The organism is Lacinutrix sp. YIN62 (assembly GCF_057219185.1).
The window spans coordinates 1-22647 of record NZ_JBXVVH010000015.1 but is presented as its reverse complement, the minus strand read 5'-3'; the positions used below and the strand labels follow the sequence as shown (position 1 = coordinate 22647).

Sequence of the window (22647 nt, the reverse complement as noted above, 5' to 3'; positions counted from 1 at the left end):
ATATTTCAAATACAGTATTTTTTTAATTAAAAAATTACCATTTTAATAATTTTAACTTAAAGTAATATCAATTTTAAATCACATCAATTTCACAAAAAACAACACAACACACAACTCCTTGAAAAATAGCTTATTAACAAAAAAAAGCCCATTCAAACGAATGGGCTTTACCTATTATAAATAAAATACGAATTTAGTTCTTTACTTTATTTTTAAACTTATCAAAGTCACTTTGTTTCACTTCTTTTGGCCAAGAATTGTTAGAAGTATCAACATCTGCTGTTTCCAATTTAGGATCGACTTTAATACTAACGATCTCTTTTTGAGAAGCTATATCCTTACTCACTTGATTATCATTAAGTCTCCATATTTGAGCTGGATAGGTTTCCGTTTTAGATGTTCCATCTGCATAAGTATATTCCACTATAATTGGCATTACCAAACCACCTGGCTTCTCAAAGGTCACATTATAGAAATACTTAGGTGCTTCCATTTTAGCGCGCTCTGATGCTGTAAAATTATCCATTATGTACTCTTTAAGTGATGTTGAATTCTCCAAAAGCGTCCCATTTTTCATCTCATCCTTATAGTCATCACTTCCTTCTTCTACCATATATACCAATGGCGGTAAATCACTTAATTCCAAACCTCTGGCTTTTGCGCTTTCTACAACTTCTTTAGTAGGCTCATTAGACACGTAGAATTTTTTCACATCTTTTATTCCAATGTCTACATAATCCGTTGTATAAAACCATCCTCTCCAAAACCAATCTAAATCAAATGCTGAAGCATCTTCCATAGTACGGAAAAAATCTTCTGGGGTTGGGTGTTTAAACATCCAACGTTGTGCATATTCTCTAAAAGCGTAATCGAATAATTCTGGTCCCATTACCGTTTCACGAAGTATATTCAATGCGGTTCCTGGTTTTCCGTAAGCATTATTACCAAATTGATAGGTGTTTAATCCTTTTGTCATAATTGGAGCGATGTAATCTTGATCTCCTCCCATATAGTTTACAATTTTAGCAGCAGGTCCACGACGTGATGGATAAGCTGTTTGCCCTTTAGATAATGCTTTAGGGTATTCTTTCCCAAAATCTTGCTCAGCGACATACTGTACAAATGTATTTAAACCTTCATCCATCCATGTCCACTGGCGTTCGTCACTATTCACAATCATAGGAAAAAAGTTATGTCCTACTTCGTGAATAATCACACTCATCATTCCAAACTTTGTTCTATCACTATAATTCCCATCTTTATCTGGACGTCCATAGTTCCAGCAAATCATAGGGTATTCCATACCTTGTTGTTTCGCATGTACAGAAATCGCTTTATGGTATGGGTAATCAAATGTCATACGTGAATACGATTTTAATGTACTTGCGACAGCTTTTGTTGACCAATCTTCCCATAACGGATTTCCTTCTTTAGGGTACATAGATACAGCCATAACCTCTTTATCCCCTATTTTAACAGCCATCATATCCCAGATGTATTTTCTAGATGTTGCAAAACCAAAATCACGAACATTTTCAGCATAAAGCTTCCATGTCTTTTTATCTGTAGCTTTTCTTTTTTCTTTAGCTTCTGCTTCTTTTTGTGTAACGATTACAACAGGTTTATTAAACGATTTTTTAGCCTTGTTATAGCGCTTCATCATATCTTTAGAAAACACTTCACTTCTATTCATTAATTTTCCAGTCCCATCTAAAATGTGATCTGCAGGCACTGTAATATTTACTTCAAAATTTCCAAAAGGCAAAGCAAATTCGTCACGCCCCCAAAACTGAGAATTTTGCCATCCTTCTACATCACTATAAACCGCCATTCTTGGATAAAATTGAGCAATCACATAATTTCTATTATCTGAATCTGGAAAGTACTCATACCCTGAACGACCTCCACTTATTACGTGATCGTTAATATTATACCACCATTTAATTGAAAAAGAAAATTTCTCTCCCGTTTTTAAAGCTTTTGGAAGGTCTACACGCATCATCGTTCTGTTAATCATATGCGACAATGGTTTCCCGTTGGCGTCCTTTACTTCTTCAATGTTAAAACCGCCATCGAAACCTTCTGTCATATACTTATTTGTAAATGAAGAAACTTTTTGAGCTGCAGAAATCCCTCCATTTTGGATTAAAGGACTTTTAGAGTCTCTTGCTCTTACATTTTGATCCAATTGTACCCATAAATAATTTAAATCATCTGGTGAATTATTGGTATAGGTAATGGTCTCGTTCCCTGAAAGCTTAGCATTAACATCATCAAGTTCTAAATCCATCTTATAGTCGGCTTGCTGCTGGTAATATGCTGGTCCTGGTGCACCTGATGCAGAGCGATACATATTTGATGTCGCAAACTCATCATACAATTGCTTAAATTTATTGTTATTTGTGTGCCCTTGCTTCTGTTCTGCTTTTTTTTCTTGCTCTTGTTGCGCTATTGCTCCAAGAGAAACGAACATAACAGAAAGAAAATAATACTTAAGTTTAATCATCGTTAAAAAGTTCTTGTTTTTAAATAAAATATAATTTGTCAAATTAACAATTTTTAAGATTTATTGCTTCTCTTTTATTAGAAGTTTAACAAACCTTTATCGTTTTCAGGAGTTAGTATAAATGTTTTATGTTTTGAATTTATAAATGTTCTTACAATATTCTTTTGATCTTCGAACAGATCAAAAAGAACTTCGTTAACAACTTCAAAAGTCTTAACTTCTTTTATATTTTCAATCTCTAAATAGCAGTGTACAATATCGTCTTCATATTCCTTTCCTAAAAAAACGAAATGTACAGGAGTATTATTTATATTGATTACTAATTTAGATTTAATATATTTTTCAATATAAATATCAATCTGTGTCTCATCTTTCCCTGCATTTAGTATGATTGCATCATCATAGCGTTCTTGAAGCAATCGCTCGAAATCATCAATAAATATTCTAGATGTAATTTGTATCGCTTGCTTTTCTTTTACAAAGTCTATCTGCGTTACACTAACATAATATTTATGCACTGCTGTAAATGCCAATAATGGTAAAATTAAAATTAATAGGCGCTTTTTCATTGGATTTTTTAATCTATTGTTTCATTTTCAAAACTAATCATTTGATTCTAATTGCCTCGATTAGTCTTTATTTTCTTTATTCGATTGATACACCTTATATTTCTCTTCGATATATACTAATGCTTCTATATCACTAACACTACATCGGCTCATAAAACCCTTATCTTCTGAGCAGAAAAAGAAAAAATCCATTTTCAAATCTTCACTCAATGGATTACTATTAAAAAAATCTTCCGATAATCGTTCTTTTAATCGATACATCAACTCTTCATTCTTTTTTAACTTTATAAAATGTTTCAATCGTTTTCTTCTTCCTGAAATGGTATTAATTAAACCTGACAGAGACATTAAACTGCTCGAAGCTTCAAATAGCAATCTTTCATTTTTTGTTTTTCTTTTTCCTTTGTACCCAGGAATACCGACGTCATAAAAGTTAATACTTGGTTTTGCGTCTGAACTTGAAACATCTAAAGAGAGATTTCCTGATAATATTTTCCCCCACAACAACTTCATTTAGTTCGTTTAATAATACTTCTAACTCAACTATTAGCTTTTATTAATGATATGGTTTTCAGAAATGTATAATGAAACTGCTTTATAAGATATAGAGGTTATAATTAAAGTGTCGTTTAACTGCCCTTTTATCCTAAATTCCCCTAAACTATTTGTTTCAGCAAATTCTTTTCTAGAATTATTTAACACATGTATCCCTTCTAAATTACCACTTGCCTTAACTGTTCCAAATAATTCGATAGTTTGAGAATAGCCAAAACTGAACACAAAAAATAAACAGAATATACTTACTATGTTTTTCATTTTTTAATGCCTTTTTCTTTTAAAAATGCTTTACTTTTCTCTTGAAGATATTCGATCAATTTTATTTCATTCCCTTCCATTAATAATGCCACATCAAACCCTTCGTTTTCTACGAAAAAAATAAAGTCGGTAACGCTTTCCTTTGGTATGTTATAATTGCTTACAAAATAATCTTCTGTATAAAGAATAGATAATTGTAACGCAGGCATTTCTTCATCCATAACAGCTTTTATGGCTGCTCGTTTTTCTTTTTCACTTTTATTTTTAAAGAGAGAAGGCGCTACCATTCCTAATATTTTTACAAAATCTGCTAAATATTCTGGAGATTGATGTAATGCTATATTTTTTACTTCACTATGGTGATCGTCTGACATATCAAAGTCATTAAAACTTCCAAAACTAAATAAGAGTGGACTCATAGTCTTAACATCATCTATATCTGTAACTAAAGAGCCTGTTAAATTATGTGGTAAAATAATAACTTCATTTAAACTATTAATACGTTCTACTAAGTAGATTTTCAAGATTTGCTTATCTATAACATCTTGCGTTATTTTTAATGTAAGCGGAATAAATTGTAACGCCGAAATCTCAACCTTATCATTTAGCGCCACTTTTATTTTAAATTTACCGTCTTTACTTGTTATAGTTCCTTTATTAGCAGATGTATTATAGATCGTTATGTTTTCTAAATCTCCTGCGCTAACAACAATCTCTCCTTTAACTTCTATTCTATTAATATCTTGAGAAAAAATTGTAGATACAGAAAATAACACAATGCAAATTGATAAGTATAGTTTCATTTTAATTAGTTTTTACAATGTAAAGTTCGGTTTTCAGTTCGTAATTGTTATTTAAATTAATTTAAACTTTTGTTAAAACAGATGTTTACATAAATTTACAATAAATAGATTGTAAAAACAATCACACTATTAAAACAACAAAACAACCTATAAATGAGACATTTAATTATCGCAAGTACTTCAACAGTCTATGGAGAAAAACCCTTAGAATATATTACAAAGGCTTTAGTAGAGTTGTTTAAAGATACAAACGAAGTGTTATTCATACCCTATGCCCGTCCTGGTGGGTTATCGCATGATGATTATACTTCAAAAATAAAAGCCGTTTTTGCTAGTATTAATAAAAAGATTATCGGTATTCACGAATTTAAGGATCCTATTGAAGCTATTAAAGCAGCCAAAGGCATTTATGTTGGTGGAGGGAATACATTTGTTTTAGTTAACCAACTCTACAAAAACAATTGTTTTAATGCTTTAAAATCTGTTATAGACCAAGGAACGCCATATTTAGGAACTAGTGCTGGAAGTAATATATGTGGATTAACAATGCACACTACCAACGATATGCCCATTGTATATCCACCAAGTTTTAAAACATTAGGAATTGTTCCTTTTAACATTAATCCTCATTATTTAGATCCCAATACTAATAGTAAACACATGGGAGAAACCAGAGCTACGAGAATCGAAGAGTTTCATAAGTTTAATACGCAACCTGTAGTTGGGATAAGAGAAGGTAGTTGGTTAGAAGTAAAAGACAATTCTATTCAATTAAAAGGCCCTTTAAGCGCGCGTATTTTCGAGTACAATTCGCAACCATATGAAATAGAAACAACAACCTTTTTAAATACTTTAAAGTAAAATATCTCTGTGATTAAATCACAGATTGCTAGGATTTCATTTCTAACTTAATTGCTCAAAAATTCAAATAAATATTAAAAATACTAAACATTGGTTCTTTGTTGTTGGTAAAAAACAACTACAATACAAAGCACGACAACAAACACGAACACAGCACCTACCCCACTAACACAGAGTCTTTTACATCATTATTTTTTTTTTTTTGCTTAATCTTTTTTGTTTAATCTTTTTGTACATTTACTAAACAGATGAGTAAAACTATTTATATAATCGGTTCTGGATTTTCAGCATTGTCCGCCGCTTGCTATTTAGCAAAAGCAAACTATAGTGTTTTTGTTTTAGAAAAAAATACAACTATTGGAGGTAGAGCAAGACAGCTTATAAAAAACAATTTCACTTTCGATATTGGTCCAACTTGGTACTGGATGCCAGATGTTTTTGAGCGTTTTTTTGCAGACTTTAATAAAAAACCTTCAGATTATTATCCTTTAGAAAAATTGAATCCTGCCTATAAAATCTATTTTGAAGATGGAGATTCCATAACCGTTCCTGATAATCTTGAAGCCATTTACACCCTTTTTGAGCAAGAAGAAACAGGGAGTTCAAAACATTTAAAAGCCTTCTTAGAAACAGCCAAATACAATTACAACTTGGCTGTAAAAAATATGGTTTATAAGCCGGGATTAACTCCTTTAGAGTTAATAACGCCACAAACAGTTCTGAGGTTATCGCAGTTCTTCTCTACCATTAGAAAGCAAGTTAGAAAGCATATTAAGAGCAAAAAACTAATACAAATATTAGAATTTCCTGTATTATTTTTAGGTGCAAAACCGAGTAATATTCCTGCTTTTTATAATTTTATGAATTATGCCGATTTTGGTTTAGGAACATGGCACCCCAAAGGCGGCATGTATAAAGTTATAGAAGCTATGGTTACTTTGGCTACTGAATTAGGCGTCTCCTTTAAAACACATGCTACTGTTGAAGAAATCACTGTAAATACTAAAGGGGTTGCCACAGGTATGGTTGTAAATGGCAAGCATATAAAGGCGGACATAGTACTTAGTGGTGCTGATTACTATCATACAGAGAGCCTTTTACCCAAGAAATACCGTCAATATTCAGCATCCTACTGGGATAAAAAAACATTTGCTCCTTCTGCTTTACTATTTTATGTTGGTTTTGACAAAAAATTAAGTAATGTAAACCATCATACATTGTTTTTTGACACTGATTTTGACAGCCATGCAAAAACAATTTATGACAGACCAAGTTGGCCTGAATCCCCTTTGTTTTATGCTAGTTTTCCATCGATAACAGATAATAGTTTTGCTCCAGAAAACAAAGAAGCTGCTACTTTTTTAATTCCGCTTGCACCAGGAATAGAAGATACCCCAAAAATTAGAGATCACTATTTTAATATTATTATTCGCAGGTTAGAGAAACTCACGAATCAATCTGTTAAATCTCATATTTTATTTAAAGAAAGTTTTTGTGTAAATGATTTTATAGAACAATACAATTCGTATAAAGGCAATGCATATGGCCTCGCAAACATATTAACTCAAACGGCTTTTCTTCGCCCTAAAATTAAAAGTAAAAAAGTAAAAAACTTATTTTTTACAGGTCAGCTTACTGTTCCTGGCCCAGGTGTTCCGCCATCCATTATTTCAGGAAAAATAGCTTCAGATTTAATCTTTAAATCCCTACAATGACTACAATGAAAAAAAAGCAATTATTTGACGAGATCTCATTTACAAGTAGTAAGCTTGTAACACAAAAGTACAGTACTTCTTTTTCTTTAGCAACCAAAATGCTTTCGCCAAAAATTAGGTGGGCTATTTATAATATTTATGGGTTTGTTAGATTTGCTGATGAAATAGTCGATAGTTTTCATGCTTTTGATAAAGAAACCCTACTCTTAGACTTTGAACAACAGTATTTTATAGCTAAAAAAAGAGGCATTAGTTTAAACCCAATATTAAATTCTTTTATACTCACAATTAACAGGTTTAATATTGAAGACCATATGGTTAGTGCCTTTTTAGAAAGTATGAAAACTGATTTATATAAAACCGAATATAAGAGCAAAGAAGACTATAAAAAATACATTTATGGCTCGGCAGATATGGTTGGCTTAATGTGTTTAAAGGTTTTTGTAAATGGTAATGAAAACCGGTTTCAAGATTTAAAAGCACCTGCTATGCGATTAGGCTCAGCTTTTCAAAAAGTAAACTTCTTACGCGATTTAAAAGAAGATTATCAAGAATTGAATCGCTCTTATTTTCCAAATGTGAATTTTGGACAATTAGATGAGTTGACAAAAAGCTTAATTATTAAAGAAATTGAAGATGATTTTGATTTTGCTTATAAAAATGGTATTTTAAAACTCCCTGTAGAAGCTAAATTTGGTGTATTTATTGCTTATAGATATTATAAAAAATTGCTAAAAAAATTAAAAGCAACGCCGTCCTCTAAAATTATGGACCGCAGGATTAGAATATCGAACCCAACAAAAATAAATTTATTAGCAAGGAGTTATGTCAAATATAAACTCAATCTTTTGTAATAAATGCCCTTTTATGGAATACGGTAGTAGTCTTTAATAAGGACATAAACCATTTTAAATTAGCGAATACAAGGAATGCATATACTAAGATGAAAAAAGAGAGGATACTAAACAAAGTATAACAATAAAAAAGGACTTTTAGAAGCCTCTATAAAACGCTCCGATATGATTTTATTATACATTTTAATTATAGCAATTACCTTTTTAACAATGGAAGGCATAACTTGGCTCACTCATAAATACATTATGCATGGCTTTGGTTGGTATTTACACGAAGATCATCATCAGCCTGGATATCCTCATATTTTTGAAAAAAACGATGCCTTTTTTATAGTTTTTGCCATTCCTAGCATTTTATTATTCTATTTTGGAGTTCACCCTCAGTTAAACGCGTTATTCTCGATTGGGTTAGGGATTTTACTGTATGGTATTGCTTATTTCCTTATTCATGATGTATTAATCCATCGCCGATTTAAATGGTTTGACAAAACCAACAATTGGTATTTAAGAGGCTTACGGAAAGCACACAAAATACACCATAAACATTTAGGAAAAGCGGATGGTGAATGCTTCGGAATGTTATTTGTGCCATTTAAATACTTTAAAGCATATAAAAAGTGAGTCATTATTTGTACCTCATACTAAATTTAAGCAGTCTAAGTATTCCGTTATTGTTTAGTATTTTTGAAAAGAAATTTCATTTTATTCAACATTTAAAACCTGCAATAATAAGCATTGTTATAGTTGCTATTCCATTTTTAATTTGGGATATTTTATTTACAATTAATGGCATTTGGGGCTTTAATTCAGATTATCTTATAGGCCTTCAAATTTTAAAAATACCGCTGGAAGAATGGTTATTTTTTTTATGTATCCCGTATGCCTGTTTATTCACACATGAAGTATTAAAATATTATTTTCCAAAGTTTAAATTAACAGCGACAACAACAATCGCTTTAAGTAGCCTGCTTATTACTTTGGCTTGCGTATTACTTATTTTTAATTTTGGTAAATGGTATACTACTGTAAATTTTGGTCTCTTTATTGTACTTATGATTTATAGCATAACATTCCAGTTAAAAACCTTACAGTGTTACTACCCTAGTTTTTTTATTATATTATTCCCTTTTTTAATCGTTAATGGCGTTTTAACGGGATGTTGCTTAGAACAGCCTGTCGTTTGGTACAACAATGCAGAGCATACAGGACTAAGACTATTCACAATACCTTTTGAAGATGTTTTTTATGCTTTCACATTGTTGGTTTCTATACAATATATATTCAATAATTTGAAGAATATGAGACGCGATTAAAAAGCATTGCTAACGATAAATTACAATGTATTATTCTATTGTTAAGATTTCTTCCTTTCAATTTGAAAACTAATGATTCTTATAACATTAATTATTCAATCTTAGTTCCTGTAATTATCTTTTCCCCAAAACTTTCTTCTCCCGTCACATAATTAACGTATCGGCTTGTTTCTATATATTCGAAAGCGTTTATTGTAATTGTTCCCTCTCTTTTTGTCCATCCGCCTGTATTACCATGTGGAATCGTTTGAGAAGAAAATAGTCCTTCTGTAGGATTAGGGAGCGTTAATTGCTTGAAGTAACGGTCTCCAGCAACCATTAGATCTTGGGGTTGATAATGCACATTTAAAATATTATCATTAAAGCGATGAATTTGGCCTAAAAATAAACTATTAGGATCATTATTTACTGTAAAACGCCAAGTTCCAACATATCTAGAAATATCATTTTCGTTGAACTCGGAAACGGCTATAGGTTTTTCTGAGCAAGATTGTACTAATACAAGTGTTAAAAAAACCAATATTAAATAAACTATTTTTTGCATAAGACTACAGTCGTTAATACTGAAATCATCTTACAAAAATTATAGTTTTTACGTTTTCACCTATTGATTCTGTAAATCTACTATAAGAAATCGTTTGATAAAAATTATCTTTCATATGTTGAACGTGCAACAAAAAGTTGGATTTTATAGTTGTGAAACTAAGTTGTTAGTTTCTGATTAAACATATGTGTTTTAAATTGTCCAGTTTATTGAAAAGAGGGTAATGCAAAGCTATTTATGAGCGAATAGTGGATAAATAAAAAATTAAGAGTAGTACTAATAATAGTCTGTAATAAGCTATTATTAAATCTGGGGGTTATTTATGATCAAGACTATAGAAGCACTTTAGTAAAATTTAAATGTATTTTACTTATTTTTTTACTACAATTATTCTTAGGCTGCAATTGGTTTTTTATTTTGGCGTTGGCAAGCGCAAAATAATTACTCGTGATATTTCTATTCTATACTATGGCGTTCATGAATGCTAATGCTTTTGCGTTATAAAACAATTGGGTACTTGCTGTGACTTTTTCACATAACGACTAATTATACCCACAACCTAACACCCTAAATACCAGCTTTTTACAATTGCGCATTAAAAAAAATGTTGAACTATTAGAATACTCTATTTAAACGAGAAACAAAAAATAATGGCGTTTATTTACTTAAAATAATCTCTTAAAAGTTTTTTATGTCTTGTAATGGCACACTCTTTTACGAAGTGGCGTAGAAGTGAAGTGAAATGTGTGTAACATGGGGTTTTAGCTAAAAAGGTTAACTAACCGCAATTAACCGCAACTATATAGGGCTTTAATAGGGCTTTAATAGGGAGTATCTATGAAGTAAACATTAACTAAGCATCTGCATGACCTGTACTAAAATAACTATACTGTTTAGAATATTAAACCGAATATAATTATACAACCTTATTTAGCCTATTGTAAACTTAAGAGTGCATAGACCGTTTTAACGACTCGTTTAGAGCTGAATGTTTAAATGTGAATTGGTTTCTTTCTTTGGAAGGGGTTAATAAAAATTTGATAAAATGGAAATAACTCAGATTCTCTAATTAAAAAAGGGAGGTGCGTTTAAGGGACGTTTATATTTTTGGCAGCAAACTAAGGTTAATAGCTAACAAAAAACACGTAGAACTACGTATTTAAATTTTTTAAAGAAAACTTATAATTCCCTGTTTTCGGGGATGAATATAAGGTTTTCTATTCCTACATTTGTGCATGTTTTTAAAGTTCCGATACTTTTTTTCCTTCCTCTTTGTCTGTTATACTTCTATTGGTATGGCACAAACAGCAGCCTCTATTATTGAAAGTGAAGAAAAAAAAGTATCGGAACTTTTTTATTATTTCAATAATGGTGAAGAAAAAAAAGCATATGATCAAGCGCATCATTTACTAAGCACCTTTAAATCAAATAAAGCACAAACGAATACTAATTTATTATTGGCATACTACCACAATAAATATGTAGCTATAGATTCTTCTATTTATTATACCCATCAAGCACTTAAAAGTAAAAAAAAAATTAAAGATTCTTTAGGGGTTCGATTAACCATATTGTCTTATCAATTGCTTGCGCTAAATAACAGAAATAAAGGTTTGTATCATGAAAGTAAAAAGTGGCATATAAAAGGAGCTGAACTTAGTGAAAAACATAAGGAAACAAACTTGTACTATACGCATTTACACGGATTGGCAAGTACTTATGTTACACTTGGTAAAACGCAAGAGGCTTTAGCGCTTTTCGATAAATGTATTCAGTTTTGTAAAGATGAAGAACTTATTTTAGGAAGTTACATCAATTTAGGTTCTATCTATTCGTCGTTTTCTAAATATGAAAAGTCCAATGCTTATTTACAGAAAGCAAAAGCCATTTGCGAGACAGATAGCTATAGAAAACAAGCTTTAGTAAATATCATTATTATTATAGGAGATAATTATTTAGGTAAGGGAGAAACAGACAAAGCACTTTCTGCTTTCTACGAAGCAAAAAAAATTAGCAGTGACAATAGATACTATAAATTAGAGCTTATTATTTTAAGTAAAATAGGCACGGTATTATTCAATGATAAACGAGATAGTGAAGCCTTTTTAATTTTTTCTAATGCTTTAACTAAAGCTATGAATTTGGGTAATTTAGATATAGAGATGAATAGCTATCTTATGTTAGAAAAGCTCTCGATTAGAAAAGGCGACCACCGTAGTGCTTATAGCTACGGGAAGCACTATTACCAGATAAAAGATTCTATAGAGAATTCGCAAAAGGAAAAAGAGATTAACCGCTTAGAAGTTAAATTTAAAACGCTAGAAAAAGAAAAAACGATAAAGTTATTACAAATAGAAAACCTAAATAAGAGTTTACATATTAAAAACAAGGATATAGAAATAGAAAAATATAAGCTTCAAGAAGCTATTATTGCAAAACAAAATGAAAATCAGGTATTACAATTGCAAAATGGTGCTGAAAAACGTAAAAATGAAATAGCATTACTTAAAGAAAAAGAAACGTTAAAAGCTTTAGAACTAGATAGAGAAAAGACCATTAAACATATTGTTCTTGTGGCTTTTTTCATTTTATTAGTTCCTATTGCGGGCCTTTTAATTATCTATTATCAAAAATTACAAGCACAAGGTTTACTTAATAAAAAAGAGAAAGAGATTAATGAGCAGCAAGTAATTTCATTAAAAAAAGATCAAGAAATAAAGTTAATTAAAGCATCGATTAGAGGTCAAGACCAAGAGCGCAAAAAGATTGCTCAAGAAATGCATGATAGTGTTGGCGGTAATTTAGCAGCCATAAAATTACAATTTAGTCAGCTTTCTAATCATCCAGATCAGTTGCAATTAATTTACAGTCAGTTAGACGATACTTATGAACAAGTCAGGAACATATCACATAATTTGTTGCCCAAAAAAATTAGAGAAAATGATTTTGTTTTTTTGATCAAAGAGTACACTCATACCGTAGAAGATGCCAGTGAGATAAAATTTAATGTTTCATTTTACGACGAAGAAAAAATCAATAGCATAAATAAGATTTTACAAAACGAATTGTTTTCCATTTTTCAGGAGTTAACAACCAACACGCTTAAGTATGCTAAAGCGAATACCATAGATATACAATTAGATTTTTTAAACGAATGTCTGTTTTTTATGTATGAAGATGATGGTATGGGATTCGATGTATCGAAGACTACATTAGGTATCGGTTTAACGAATGTTAAGAATAGAATTGAAAACTATAAAGGCGTATTACATATCGACTCTAAAGCGAACAGAGGCACCAACATCCACATAGAAATTCCATTAAAAGCAAAGACAAATGAAGCATAACCTTATTATAGCCGACGATCATAAAATGTTTTTAGATGGCTTATTAAGTATTCTAAAAACCGAAAGTAATTACAACATTCTATTTACAGCAAATCATGGTGGGGATGTTCAAAAATATATTTCGATAAATACAGACGAAAAAATAGATCTTGTAATTACCGATGTTACTATGCCTAAAGTATGTGGTATTGTTTTAAATAAGTGGATAAAGAAAACGAACAGAAATATAAAAACGTTGGTGGTTAGTATGCACAATTCGCCAAAAATTATTGACGATCTTATCGAAAGTAGCGTGGATGGTTATCTTCAAAAAAACGCACAAAAGAAAGAGTTTTTAAAAGCGATAGAAACTATTTTAGGAGGTGAAAAATATTTCTCGAAAGAAATTAAAGAAATCTACCTAAAAAACAAATTTGAAAAGAATAAAGAAAAGGAAATTAAACTAACAAAAAGGGAAGTAGAAGTGATTTCGTTTATAGCGGAAGAGTTTACCACTCAAGAAATTGCGGATCAATTGTTTTTGAGTAAGCATACTATTGAAAGTTACCGTAAAAACTTGATTACGAAACTAAATGTTAGAAACCTTGCAGGACTTACCAAATACGCCATTAAAAAAGGCTATGTATCTTAATAGTATGCATATATTATCAATAACTATATTTTAAGGGGCGCTATTTTATAATAGCGCCCCTTTTTTATTGCTTGTCTCTTAAAACGAAGTGTTTCAGCTGTTTAATAAAAACCATACTTTATCTGGTTTCATATTCGGTATTATTTTCAGTAAAAACAACACAAAAACAATGCACCAACTAACTGAATGTTAGCCACAAACAATTAAACACCCTGTTTGCAGGGTATTCATTTTCACTAAAAACAGGGTTAAATAAAGGAGATATCTAGCATAAATTTGTCCCAGAGAATAGGAAATACCACAAGTTAATAGCATAAAAATAACAGGTGTTTTTTATTCTAAAAAACAAACAATTTTTAATTATTAAAAACAAAATTATGACTTTCGGAATTACACTTATTTTATTAAGCATTATTGCAGTACCATCTTTATTATTATCAAAAAAACCTAACGCAAAAGAACTGTTAGAAAAAATAGAGCCTTATCAAGGTTGGATTGGACTTATCTTTTGTTTTTATGGTGTTTGGGGTATTATTTTTTCCATTTTAAATTTAGGCTGGCTTACAACATTCCCAATTTGGTGGGCATCATTATTAGCAGGAAGTATTGTAGAAGCTGTTCTAGGGTTTATGTTAGGATTTAGTCTTATTAATAAATTTGTTTTATCTAAAAACGAGGCTGCTAAAGCAAAAGCAATAGTGCTTAGAGAGAAATTAGCTCCAAAACAAGGCAAATTAGGAATTGTAGGGCTCTTTGTTGGTGCCTGGATGATTATTGCTTCTATTTTATTCTTCTAAAAAAATAGAAAACTGAAATTATTATGAGCAAAATAATTTTTTTAATAGCAGTGTTATTCACTGTTTCATCAATAGCACAAGCACACAGAAATACAATTACCGTAGTTGGTGAAACCGAAATAAGCGTAGAGGACAATAATTACACTGTTTTAATCTCATTACAACAAATACTTGTTTATGAAGGGCAAGGAGAAGTAGAAGTTGCTTCTGTAACTGATGTTAAAAACAATTACATCAATAAATTAGGCGATTTAGGGATCGATTTTAGCCGGTTTCGTAGAAGTACATATTATGAGTTTACTGCGTCTTATTCACAAAACAGAGCATCGGAATATTATTACCTAAAAACAACGAATAAAGAAGATGTTCGAAACATTTTAAATCTAAAATTAGCAGGAACTTCTATTATTAATACAGAGATAGAATCCAAGAAATTAACAAACAACGAATTAGTAAGTCTTGCAAAAAAAGCAATAGATAATGCAAGAGATAAAGCAGAGGCTTTAGCTAAAAAATTGAATAAAACTGTTGGTAAAATTGTTGGTGTTGTAGATCGAAACACAAGCGTACAGCACACACAAAATTATGGGACTAATAGACTGCAAAGTCATGTAGTAACTGTCTCTTTTGAATTACAATAATGAATGTCTATAAATTAATATAATAAATAACAAAACATGAAAATTAAATTAGTAGTATTATCAGTATTCACTTTCTGTTGTCTTTTTAATGCAGAAGCTCAAAAATTAAAAAAGTTTGGAAGTTCTGTCGAGAAAAAGATTGGTCCAAAAACAATTAAAGTACCTTATACAGATGTTATATCGTATTTAGGTTATGCTTCTGCAGGAAATGAAGATGAAATAGTAGATGGTAAAAAATTCTATTATATATACCTATGGATTCCTGCTGTTGCTCCAGAACTCGGTGTAAGAATGCTTTCTCCTGTAGCTAAAACAAAAGTAAAAAAAGCTATAAGCTCTGCAGATTATACAGCAAATAAATCTTCTAGCGATTATTTTGATACTTACATAACTTTAGAACGTTCTTCTATTTTAAAAAAAGAAGACATTACAGTAGAGGCTGCTAAAAACGCAACTTGGACTACCCTTGATAGTAATGATGATAGTAGTGAAATGCCAAAGCAACCTAGTGGAAGGAAATACAATTCTTTATTAAGATATAAGAGTGAGTTAGGGAGCCCTACAAAAGCTTTAACTGCAGGTTTATACCGTATTGGTTTTACGACTTACAAAACAGGTGAAGTTAAAGGAACATTTTTAGCAGAAGTTGCTGCTCCAGTAAAATTACCTGGTGTTGTAATGGCTAAAACTATTGAAACTCTTAAAAAAGAACTCTAAAATAAAATAGACATTCATAGTTTAAATAAAACACCTCTTTGTGTAAATGAAGCGGTGTTTTTAAATCTGCGAGGGTTTTCGTGAGTGAGCTAGAACTAGCAATAAATTAAAACAGATAAGAGCGATTCTAAACTTATCTGTGAATACGTAAAACAAGTTGAATAAAACTATGAAAAGGGAATAGTTTAGCCCCTAAACAGAATACAAATAGGATGCCGAGCAAGTTATATTGTATTGAAGTATTGATAATCCCATCGGAATTATTAACAATTCAACACTCCATAATCATCATTATGATATCATTAAAAAATAAATATTACCTCTAAAGAATTAGGCTAGTGCTTTTCATGGGAACCATTGTTGGGTGCTGGATTTTCTTCCCGAAAACTTGATAGCGTTGGCGCGAAAGCTCTTTTAAATTTGAGAGGTACGAACAAACTTTAAATGTGCTTGAATCTTGCGTTGACTTTTTTACTTATCTCTAATTATAAATCCATTTATGTTTTAAGTTTATTAATTAAGTCTCTAATAATAATATAATTTTCATCTTCCTTGCGTAACCAATTAGTGACAAAATTTAGTAGTGTAGAATGATATTGACTACTATCTCCATAACATTCTATACAAAAATTGAAAATCAAATCTTTAGAATTACTTGCCCCTTTAATGATAGATGAAATGTCTTTTTTTGGTTGTAACACTTCTAAAAGGTGTTTTGCAAATTCTTCATCCCATATTATGTCTTCAGGAATTTCTAAAGGTAAATAGAATACTTTTTCTTTATAAAAATTTAAATATTTCTTAGAAAGTTTTAAATTTTGTTCTTCTTTTATTTTTTTTGATTGATTACCTCCATCAAGATAGAATTTAATATCACAACCTGTTTGTTTTTTTATTAATTCTTTCAGTTTAGTGCTTGTGTCTTGTTCATTTGGAGGAGTACTACTTAAATCAATAGGCGATACGGCTTTCTTTTGATCTCCATCAAATAATACGTATGTATCATCGGAAATTTCCATAATTGTCGTTATTCTTTGGTTAATATCATCAGCACCACCAGGAAGATATTTAATGTCAAAAATTTCTTGTATCGCTTCACCTAATTTTTCAAGTATTTTATCAATTAATATTTTAGCAGTTTTATCCTCAACCAAAATTATTTTTTTGTCTGTATTTTCTATTTCTAATTCGTGAAATGCTTCTTTATAACTTCTATTATTGTTGATAATGAATTTTCCGTTAGTGCTTAATGTAGAAAAAACTTTAATAGACTCATCAGGCATCTTTTCAAGAAGAAATGGAGAATGCGTAGAAATTACAACTTGATGTTTTTTCTTAATGCATTGTTCTAATAAAAAAGACATTAATCGTTTTTGAGCACCACTGTGTAGCGATGTTTCTGGTTCGTCTAATAATATTAAGCTTTCTTTTGGAGCGTTAAATATTTTATGGACTAAAATAACAATGGCTGTTTCACCACTTCCAGCAAAGGCTTCTGAATAATTAATGTTTTTTTGTTTTAATCTAATTGATACACCCCAATCTTTAAAAAGATTGTGTTCAATTATCTCAATAGTTTCAAATTCTTTTCTCAGAATTTCGGAAACTATTTTAGTTTCAGGAGGCGTTAAGGTTATTTTAGCTTTATTTCTATTAGGACCGTAATAAGAAATGATAGTATCATCATCAAAAGCTTTTTTAAGCTTATTAGAATAGAAACGTAAAAAATCTTGTTTAGTCTTGTGTGTGTTAGATGAAAAATTTAGAAAATGAAAGAATTTATCAAATGCACTTAATTCTGATCTAAAATCGAGGTATATAACATTTTTGTCAATAGGAGAAAATCTCTTTTTAGTTGACATTCCATAACCTGAATTTGGCTTAGCTGTTTCCCAATAATCAGGGTTATTATATTTCTTGTGGTTAATGCGATGTTTAAGAACTTCATTAATATCTTTACCTTCTTTAAAGCCATATATAAAACAATTTCTATTTTTTTCAAATTCTTTTATAGGATCTAACTCTGTTGTGAACCAGTAATCCCCCAGACTATAGCCCTTGGGACAACCATAAAGAGATTGTAAAGTTGAGCTTTTACCACCTCCGTTTTTTCCTACCAGAAATGTAATTGGAAAATCAAATGTTATTATAGTATTACTTTCTAAATTTCTAAAAAACGGAAATCTAATATGTTCTATATATTGTTTATGAATGTTTTTATCTCTTAATTTTTAAGTGTTTTTATTTGGTCAATCATAGAAACCTTATTTGTAGGTTTAACTTAAAATATAGTTGGTCATTTTCTTTATAAACCTCACCAAATTTATGTCGAGTACTACTTGCAGTTTCTAATTTTGTATTATTAAATAAATAATCTTCAAATTCATTTTTGTCATAAATATGATAGCATAAAACATCTCCATTTTCTTTTACGATTAAATACCCACCAGTAGCCTCATATTGTCCAGTCCAAACTTTCGAAGGCATCATTCCTAAAGCTATATCAGTTAAAAATCGTTTAATTTTATATTCATAGAATTGATGTTGATTTGAAGTATCGAACTCTAAAGGATTTTTAACAGCTGTTCTTTCTACTAAATCGACAATTTTTGATTTATCGCTCGAATAAAACTCATATACAATTTGTGATAGTATTTCCGGTAATTTACTGTCGATAAGAATTAAATTGTTTGAAAATATTTGCTTTTCGGCTTTAAAGAAAACAAGTTCGTTACCATTTGAATATATAGATTTCACTCTCCCTTTCAAATCAGCAGATTCTTTTTTCCCTCTTTTGACAATCATTGAATTAATTTCCTCAATTTCTATATTGTCAATATCTTTATTTATTTTAAAAATAAAATTGGTAGTCTTTCCTGCATTTAGGAGAGTAGAAGGGCTTCCTAATTGTGATTTTATACTAAAACCTAAAGTAGGTTGTTGATTTGTTCTTTGATCGTGAACAACAATGGTAATGTCTGTTTTTGTGCTTGAGCCTGCTTTTAAAGAAAGACAGTTAATAGATTGCATAAACTCTTCAATTTCGGGAACCGAAAATGTTCTTTCTTTATTCTCCTTTATTTTTTTAAGTAGGAATTGAGCTTTTTGTTTAAATTCTGAGATTTCAATTTTAAGAACTTCTTCTCCTCCAGAAATAAGTATTATTTCGTCTTGAATAGAATATTCAAAATTACTATTATTTTCTGTTCTTAGAACACGTAAAATAGGATAAACAATTCCCTCTAATTTTTCAATATCTTTATTTCCAAGAAATAACTGTTTGTCTCCAAGTAATTTGAAAAGAGTATAAATTTCACTCCATTCTCCTTTATTTCCTGTAATCATAATGCGTTAAGTTTTTCTATAATTTTTGAAGCTGTTGCTTGTATAGCAGGAACTGCAACAGAATTACCAAATTGTTTATATGCTTGCGCATCTGAAACCACAATTTTATAATTATCTGGAAAACCTTGTAATCTTGCCCATTCTCTTGGTGTCATTTTTCGAATTCCCTCTCGATTTACGTTTCCTCTAATATTAGTTACAGGTGTAAAATCTTTTAATCTAAAATCATAAAGTAAATTCCTTTCTCTTCCCATTCCTCCACAAACAACTGCGTTTGCAATTCCGTTATTTGGAATTATTTCGTAACCAAATCCGTTTCCTTTACTTGCGTGTCGAGCTTTATGATTCCGTAAAGTATTTACATAAGTTTCAGACAGGTAGTATTTTACTGAAACTGTTTCAGTTTCCAAAATATCTTCAATGGTTATTTTCTTCTTTATTGGTTTTGGATATTCAAATTCAGAAATATTTAAATCTTTTCTAAACCCTACGATAAAGATTCGTTCTCTATTTTGTGGAACACCAAATTCTTTAGCATTTATTACTTGTGGTTCAGGAACAAAATAACCTAAATCTTCACGTAATACATTTAAAATTGTAGCTAATGTTTTTCCTTTATCGTGACTTCTTAAACCTTTTACATTTTCTAAAAAAATTGCTTTCGGTTTTTTCTTTTTTATGATTTCGGCTACATCGAAAAATAAAGTTCCTCTTGTATCTTCAAATCCGCCTCTTTTTCCTGCTATAGAAAATGCTTGACAAGGAAAACCAGCACATAAAACATCAAAACCGTCAGGTATATAATTCTTAGTCGATTCTTTTGTAATATCGCCAAATGGAACTTCTCCAAAATTAGCTTGATAAGTTTGTTTTGAATATTTGTCCCATTCGCTTGTAAAAATACATTTACCATTTAGATTTTGAAGAGCAAGTCTAAAGCCTCCAATTCCAGCAAACAAATCAATGAATTTAAAATCAGGATTTTTGGAAGCAGGAAAAGGAACAATTTCTTGTTGGAAAACCAAATATTGTAAAGCTTCTTCTGCAGCTAAATGTGATGTTTTTTCCTCAGGAAATTTATATTCAAATAAATTTTTAACGTGTTCTATTGCATCAGGTTTGTAAAATTGTGATACCCCGTTTTTATGATTTTGTAAATAATGCGTAAACGAAGCTTCAGTATCTTTTTCAGATTCTATAAGTGTTATTTTGAATTTTTTTTCTTCAAAATTTTCAATCGATATTTTTTCTTTTAGAATCACGTTTTTTAATAGAAATTTTAGAAATGCAATTTACGAAAAAATTGTCATTCTGTAGATGAAGGAAAACAATGTGTGCCTTTTGTTTTGCCCCCTGTAAAACAAGAGTAATCTTTTAAATTTCGATTATTAATTAGGCTACTTTTTTTTTATTAAAATAAGGTGTTTTTCTTTATTCCATTTTCCCATAGGATTTACTCTTCCCAGTAGCCCATGAAGTCAATCATAAAAATTAGAAGTAAAAAAATTGATAGTTTGTTCATTTCTTAAATGTTAGCTAACGTTTCTTGTATGGTGCGTCTGCATCCCACAGGGTGCCTATGCATTATACAAATTGTTAGCAAATGTTATTCAGTAGCTTTAAAGAGGGAAAAACCGTTGTTTCTTCCAATGATTAGCAAAAAATCATTTTTAGGTATGAACCCTACAACAGGATCTCCCTTTACTACTTTTCCACAAGACGGTTTCTTTATTTTGCATTCTACTTTAGGTTTATGAGTTAATGTAATTCCACCCTCTTCGTTTTGAGCCAATACGGCCACAACAAACTTATCGTTTGCTCCATTGTTGCCAACCACTAAGAGTTCTTGATTCCTTTTCGTATAAGCTCCATAGATTTCCTTAGTTTTAATTTTTGCAGCTTTATATCTTTTAATTTTTTTGAGATTTGTTACATCATATTGTACAGCATTATCATTCCCTATCAATAGTATTTGTTGATCAGGTATGAGCCATTGTATGTCAGTAGGTAAGTAACCATTTGCAGTCTTATGTTTGCTTAGAAATTCATAGTTATTATTCTCTAATTCCGAATAAACATGAAAACCTTCATGTCTAGATGCAATGAATACGTTCTTCCCGCTTTTAATAATATTTGTTTCTGTATCAAAGAACATGGTTTGATTTTCATTTGATAAATCAATAATCTTATTTATTTCATCATTCATATCCACTTTAAGTACTGCTTTCTCTACACTTGAAATCAGGTAAACAATTCCTGATTCAATAATAAACTTGATAAACTCTGGTACTGCGATTGTTCTTACTTTGATGGGGTACTCATATCCGAAATGTCATATACTAAAATTTGATCAAGACCAAAGCTTTCTCCATAGGCTAAATAGAGGAGATTCCCTTCTTTTTCAATTTGACCTGAACCCCAGCCTAACTGAGTTGTTGAAATTAGTTTGATTGCGGCTATATCAGTCAAGTCCCAAATCTTAAATCTATTGGCATGACGTGTGATGAGCGTATTATCAAGAAACAATGATTTGCCAAAGTCTCTTTCTACGTCATTTTCTAATACTTCTTCAGGCTCAATGATTTGAATAGGGATCTCTGTGTATTTATCTATATTACTTAACTTAATCATGTTGACTGTTTTTTTAAATATTTGCTAACGTTTAAAAGTAGCGGATTTTTAAGCACTAACTTTTCAGATTAACAATGACCTTATATTTATAAAATTCATTTTCGTTTAAGCGATTAAACCGCTATTTTTTATACACCTTGTGCCTGTTGCACCAGTTTGTTGCTAAAGATAGTAAAGGAATCTAAAAGCGGCTTAGTTATTTGTTAACTTTAGTTGTGCAAGACAAAAAAGACTAGCAATAAAAATTGGTTTCTCATTTTCAATTGAGCGAACGCATTCCGAAACACAACTTTTACCGCAAGTTAATAGCGGTATTACATTTAGACTTTTTATATGCATCAACCCAGCCTTTTTATGGCGAGAGTGGTCAGAAAAGTATTGATCCTGTTGTGTTCTTTAAACTGTGTTTGGTGGGGTATTTGGAGAATTTAATAAGCGACCGTAAATTGATCCAACATTGCAGTATGCGCTTAGATATACTGTATTTTCTGGGCTATGATATTGATGAAGCTTTGCCTTGGCATTCTACCATTAGTCGCACGCGTCAATTATTTCCT

General features: G+C 30.6%; 22 protein-coding genes. 11 read left to right on the top strand and 11 right to left on the bottom strand.

Features of this window, described 5'->3' with window-relative positions:
* Positions 1–193 precede the first annotated feature (193 nt).
* From AC2D8I_RS11005 to AC2D8I_RS10985, 5 genes are all read right to left on the bottom strand, one after another.
* Complete coding sequence (locus tag AC2D8I_RS11005; RefSeq protein WP_484706063.1) at positions 194–2506, bottom strand: M1 family metallopeptidase; 2313 nt, start codon at positions 2504–2506, stop codon at positions 194–196.
* Between the two features lie 77 nt (positions 2507–2583).
* A complete protein-coding gene (locus AC2D8I_RS11000; protein ID WP_484706062.1) occupies positions 2584–3075 on the bottom strand; it encodes a DUF6702 family protein in 492 nt (163 codons plus the stop codon).
* 60 nt (positions 3076–3135) lie between these two features.
* Positions 3136–3588 carry a hypothetical protein gene (locus AC2D8I_RS10995; RefSeq protein WP_484706061.1) on the bottom strand — a complete coding sequence of 151 codons (453 nt, stop codon included), beginning with the start codon at positions 3586–3588 and terminating at the stop codon, positions 3136–3138.
* 33 nt (positions 3589–3621) lie between these two features.
* On the bottom strand, positions 3622–3891 hold the full coding sequence (locus tag AC2D8I_RS10990) for a hypothetical protein (RefSeq protein ID WP_484706060.1): 270 nt from the start codon (positions 3889–3891) through the stop codon (positions 3622–3624).
* Positions 3888–4694, bottom strand: a complete 807-nt coding sequence (locus tag AC2D8I_RS10985; RefSeq protein ID WP_484706059.1) for a hypothetical protein — start codon at positions 4692–4694, stop codon at positions 3888–3890. The genes AC2D8I_RS10990 and AC2D8I_RS10985 overlap by 4 nt, the downstream gene beginning before the upstream one ends.
* A gap of 153 nt (positions 4695–4847) precedes the next feature.
* Here AC2D8I_RS10985 and pepE point away from each other — a divergent pair, with 153 nt between their 5' ends.
* The 5 genes from pepE (at position 4848) to AC2D8I_RS10960 (ending at position 9437) form a co-directional block, all read left to right on the top strand.
* Positions 4848–5555 (top strand): dipeptidase PepE, encoded by a 708-nt coding sequence (pepE, locus tag AC2D8I_RS10980; RefSeq protein WP_484706058.1) that lies wholly within the window; start codon positions 4848–4850, stop codon positions 5553–5555.
* A 248-nt stretch (positions 5556–5803) separates the two neighbouring features.
* Positions 5804–7270, top strand: a complete 1467-nt coding sequence (locus tag AC2D8I_RS10975; RefSeq protein WP_484706057.1) for a phytoene desaturase family protein — start codon at positions 5804–5806, stop codon at positions 7268–7270.
* Positions 7267–8124, top strand: a complete 858-nt coding sequence (locus AC2D8I_RS10970) for a phytoene/squalene synthase family protein (RefSeq protein ID WP_484706056.1) — start codon at positions 7267–7269, stop codon at positions 8122–8124. The genes AC2D8I_RS10975 and AC2D8I_RS10970 overlap by 4 nt, the downstream gene beginning before the upstream one ends.
* Before the next feature lie 165 nt (positions 8125–8289).
* Positions 8290–8745 (top strand): sterol desaturase family protein, encoded by a 456-nt coding sequence (locus AC2D8I_RS10965; protein WP_484706055.1) that lies wholly within the window; start codon positions 8290–8292, stop codon positions 8743–8745.
* Complete coding sequence (locus AC2D8I_RS10960; protein WP_484706054.1) at positions 8742–9437, top strand: lycopene cyclase domain-containing protein; 696 nt, start codon at positions 8742–8744, stop codon at positions 9435–9437. Before AC2D8I_RS10965 ends, AC2D8I_RS10960 begins: the two co-directional genes overlap by 4 nt.
* A gap of 91 nt (positions 9438–9528) precedes the next feature.
* Here AC2D8I_RS10960 and AC2D8I_RS10955 read toward each other — a convergent pair whose 3' ends face one another.
* Entirely contained in the window at positions 9529–9981 is a 453-nt protein-coding gene (locus AC2D8I_RS10955) for a hypothetical protein (protein ID WP_484706053.1), read from the bottom strand.
* A gap of 1295 nt (positions 9982–11276) precedes the next feature.
* Between AC2D8I_RS10955 and AC2D8I_RS10950 the strand changes: the two genes are divergently transcribed.
* The 5 genes from AC2D8I_RS10950 (at position 11277) to AC2D8I_RS10930 (ending at position 16114) form a co-directional block, all read left to right on the top strand.
* On the top strand, positions 11277–13328 hold the full coding sequence (locus AC2D8I_RS10950; protein WP_484706052.1) for a tetratricopeptide repeat-containing sensor histidine kinase: 2052 nt from the start codon (positions 11277–11279) through the stop codon (positions 13326–13328).
* Positions 13318–13959, top strand: a complete 642-nt coding sequence (locus AC2D8I_RS10945; RefSeq protein WP_484706051.1) for a response regulator — start codon at positions 13318–13320, stop codon at positions 13957–13959. The genes AC2D8I_RS10950 and AC2D8I_RS10945 overlap by 11 nt, the downstream gene beginning before the upstream one ends.
* A 377-nt stretch (positions 13960–14336) precedes the next feature.
* Entirely contained in the window at positions 14337–14756 is a 420-nt protein-coding gene (locus AC2D8I_RS10940) for a hypothetical protein (RefSeq protein ID WP_484706050.1), read from the top strand.
* 23 nt (positions 14757–14779) lie between these two features.
* The gene (locus AC2D8I_RS10935; RefSeq protein ID WP_484706049.1) at positions 14780–15397 is read left to right on the top strand and encodes an SIMPL domain-containing protein; all 618 of its coding nucleotides are present in this window, start codon (positions 14780–14782) and stop codon (positions 15395–15397) included.
* A 36-nt stretch (positions 15398–15433) separates the two neighbouring features.
* Positions 15434–16114 carry a Lipl32 family lipoprotein gene (locus AC2D8I_RS10930; protein WP_484706048.1) on the top strand — a complete coding sequence of 227 codons (681 nt, stop codon included), beginning with the start codon at positions 15434–15436 and terminating at the stop codon, positions 16112–16114.
* A gap of 497 nt (positions 16115–16611) precedes the next feature.
* Here the strand turns inward: AC2D8I_RS10930 and AC2D8I_RS10925 are convergent, their stop codons facing one another.
* From AC2D8I_RS10925 to AC2D8I_RS10905, 5 genes are all read right to left on the bottom strand, one after another.
* On the bottom strand, positions 16612–18234 hold the full coding sequence (locus AC2D8I_RS10925) for an AAA family ATPase (RefSeq protein WP_484706136.1): 1623 nt from the start codon (positions 18232–18234) through the stop codon (positions 16612–16614).
* Positions 18235–18367: 133 nt separating this feature from the next.
* Positions 18368–19459, bottom strand: a complete 1092-nt coding sequence (locus tag AC2D8I_RS10920) for an HpaII family restriction endonuclease (protein ID WP_484706047.1) — start codon at positions 19457–19459, stop codon at positions 18368–18370.
* Positions 19456–20721 (bottom strand): DNA cytosine methyltransferase, encoded by a 1266-nt coding sequence (locus AC2D8I_RS10915; protein ID WP_484706046.1) that lies wholly within the window; start codon positions 20719–20721, stop codon positions 19456–19458. The genes AC2D8I_RS10920 and AC2D8I_RS10915 overlap by 4 nt, the downstream gene beginning before the upstream one ends.
* A 344-nt stretch (positions 20722–21065) precedes the next feature.
* A complete protein-coding gene (locus tag AC2D8I_RS10910; protein WP_484706045.1) occupies positions 21066–21665 on the bottom strand; it encodes a hypothetical protein in 600 nt (199 codons plus the stop codon).
* A 95-nt stretch (positions 21666–21760) separates the two neighbouring features.
* The gene (locus tag AC2D8I_RS10905) at positions 21761–22090 is read right to left on the bottom strand and encodes a hypothetical protein (protein WP_484706044.1); all 330 of its coding nucleotides are present in this window, start codon (positions 22088–22090) and stop codon (positions 21761–21763) included.
* A gap of 245 nt (positions 22091–22335) precedes the next feature.
* Here AC2D8I_RS10905 and AC2D8I_RS10900 point away from each other — a divergent pair.
* Positions 22336–22647: transposase (locus AC2D8I_RS10900; protein WP_484706043.1), on the top strand; the 312-nt coding region annotated here is incomplete at its 3' end.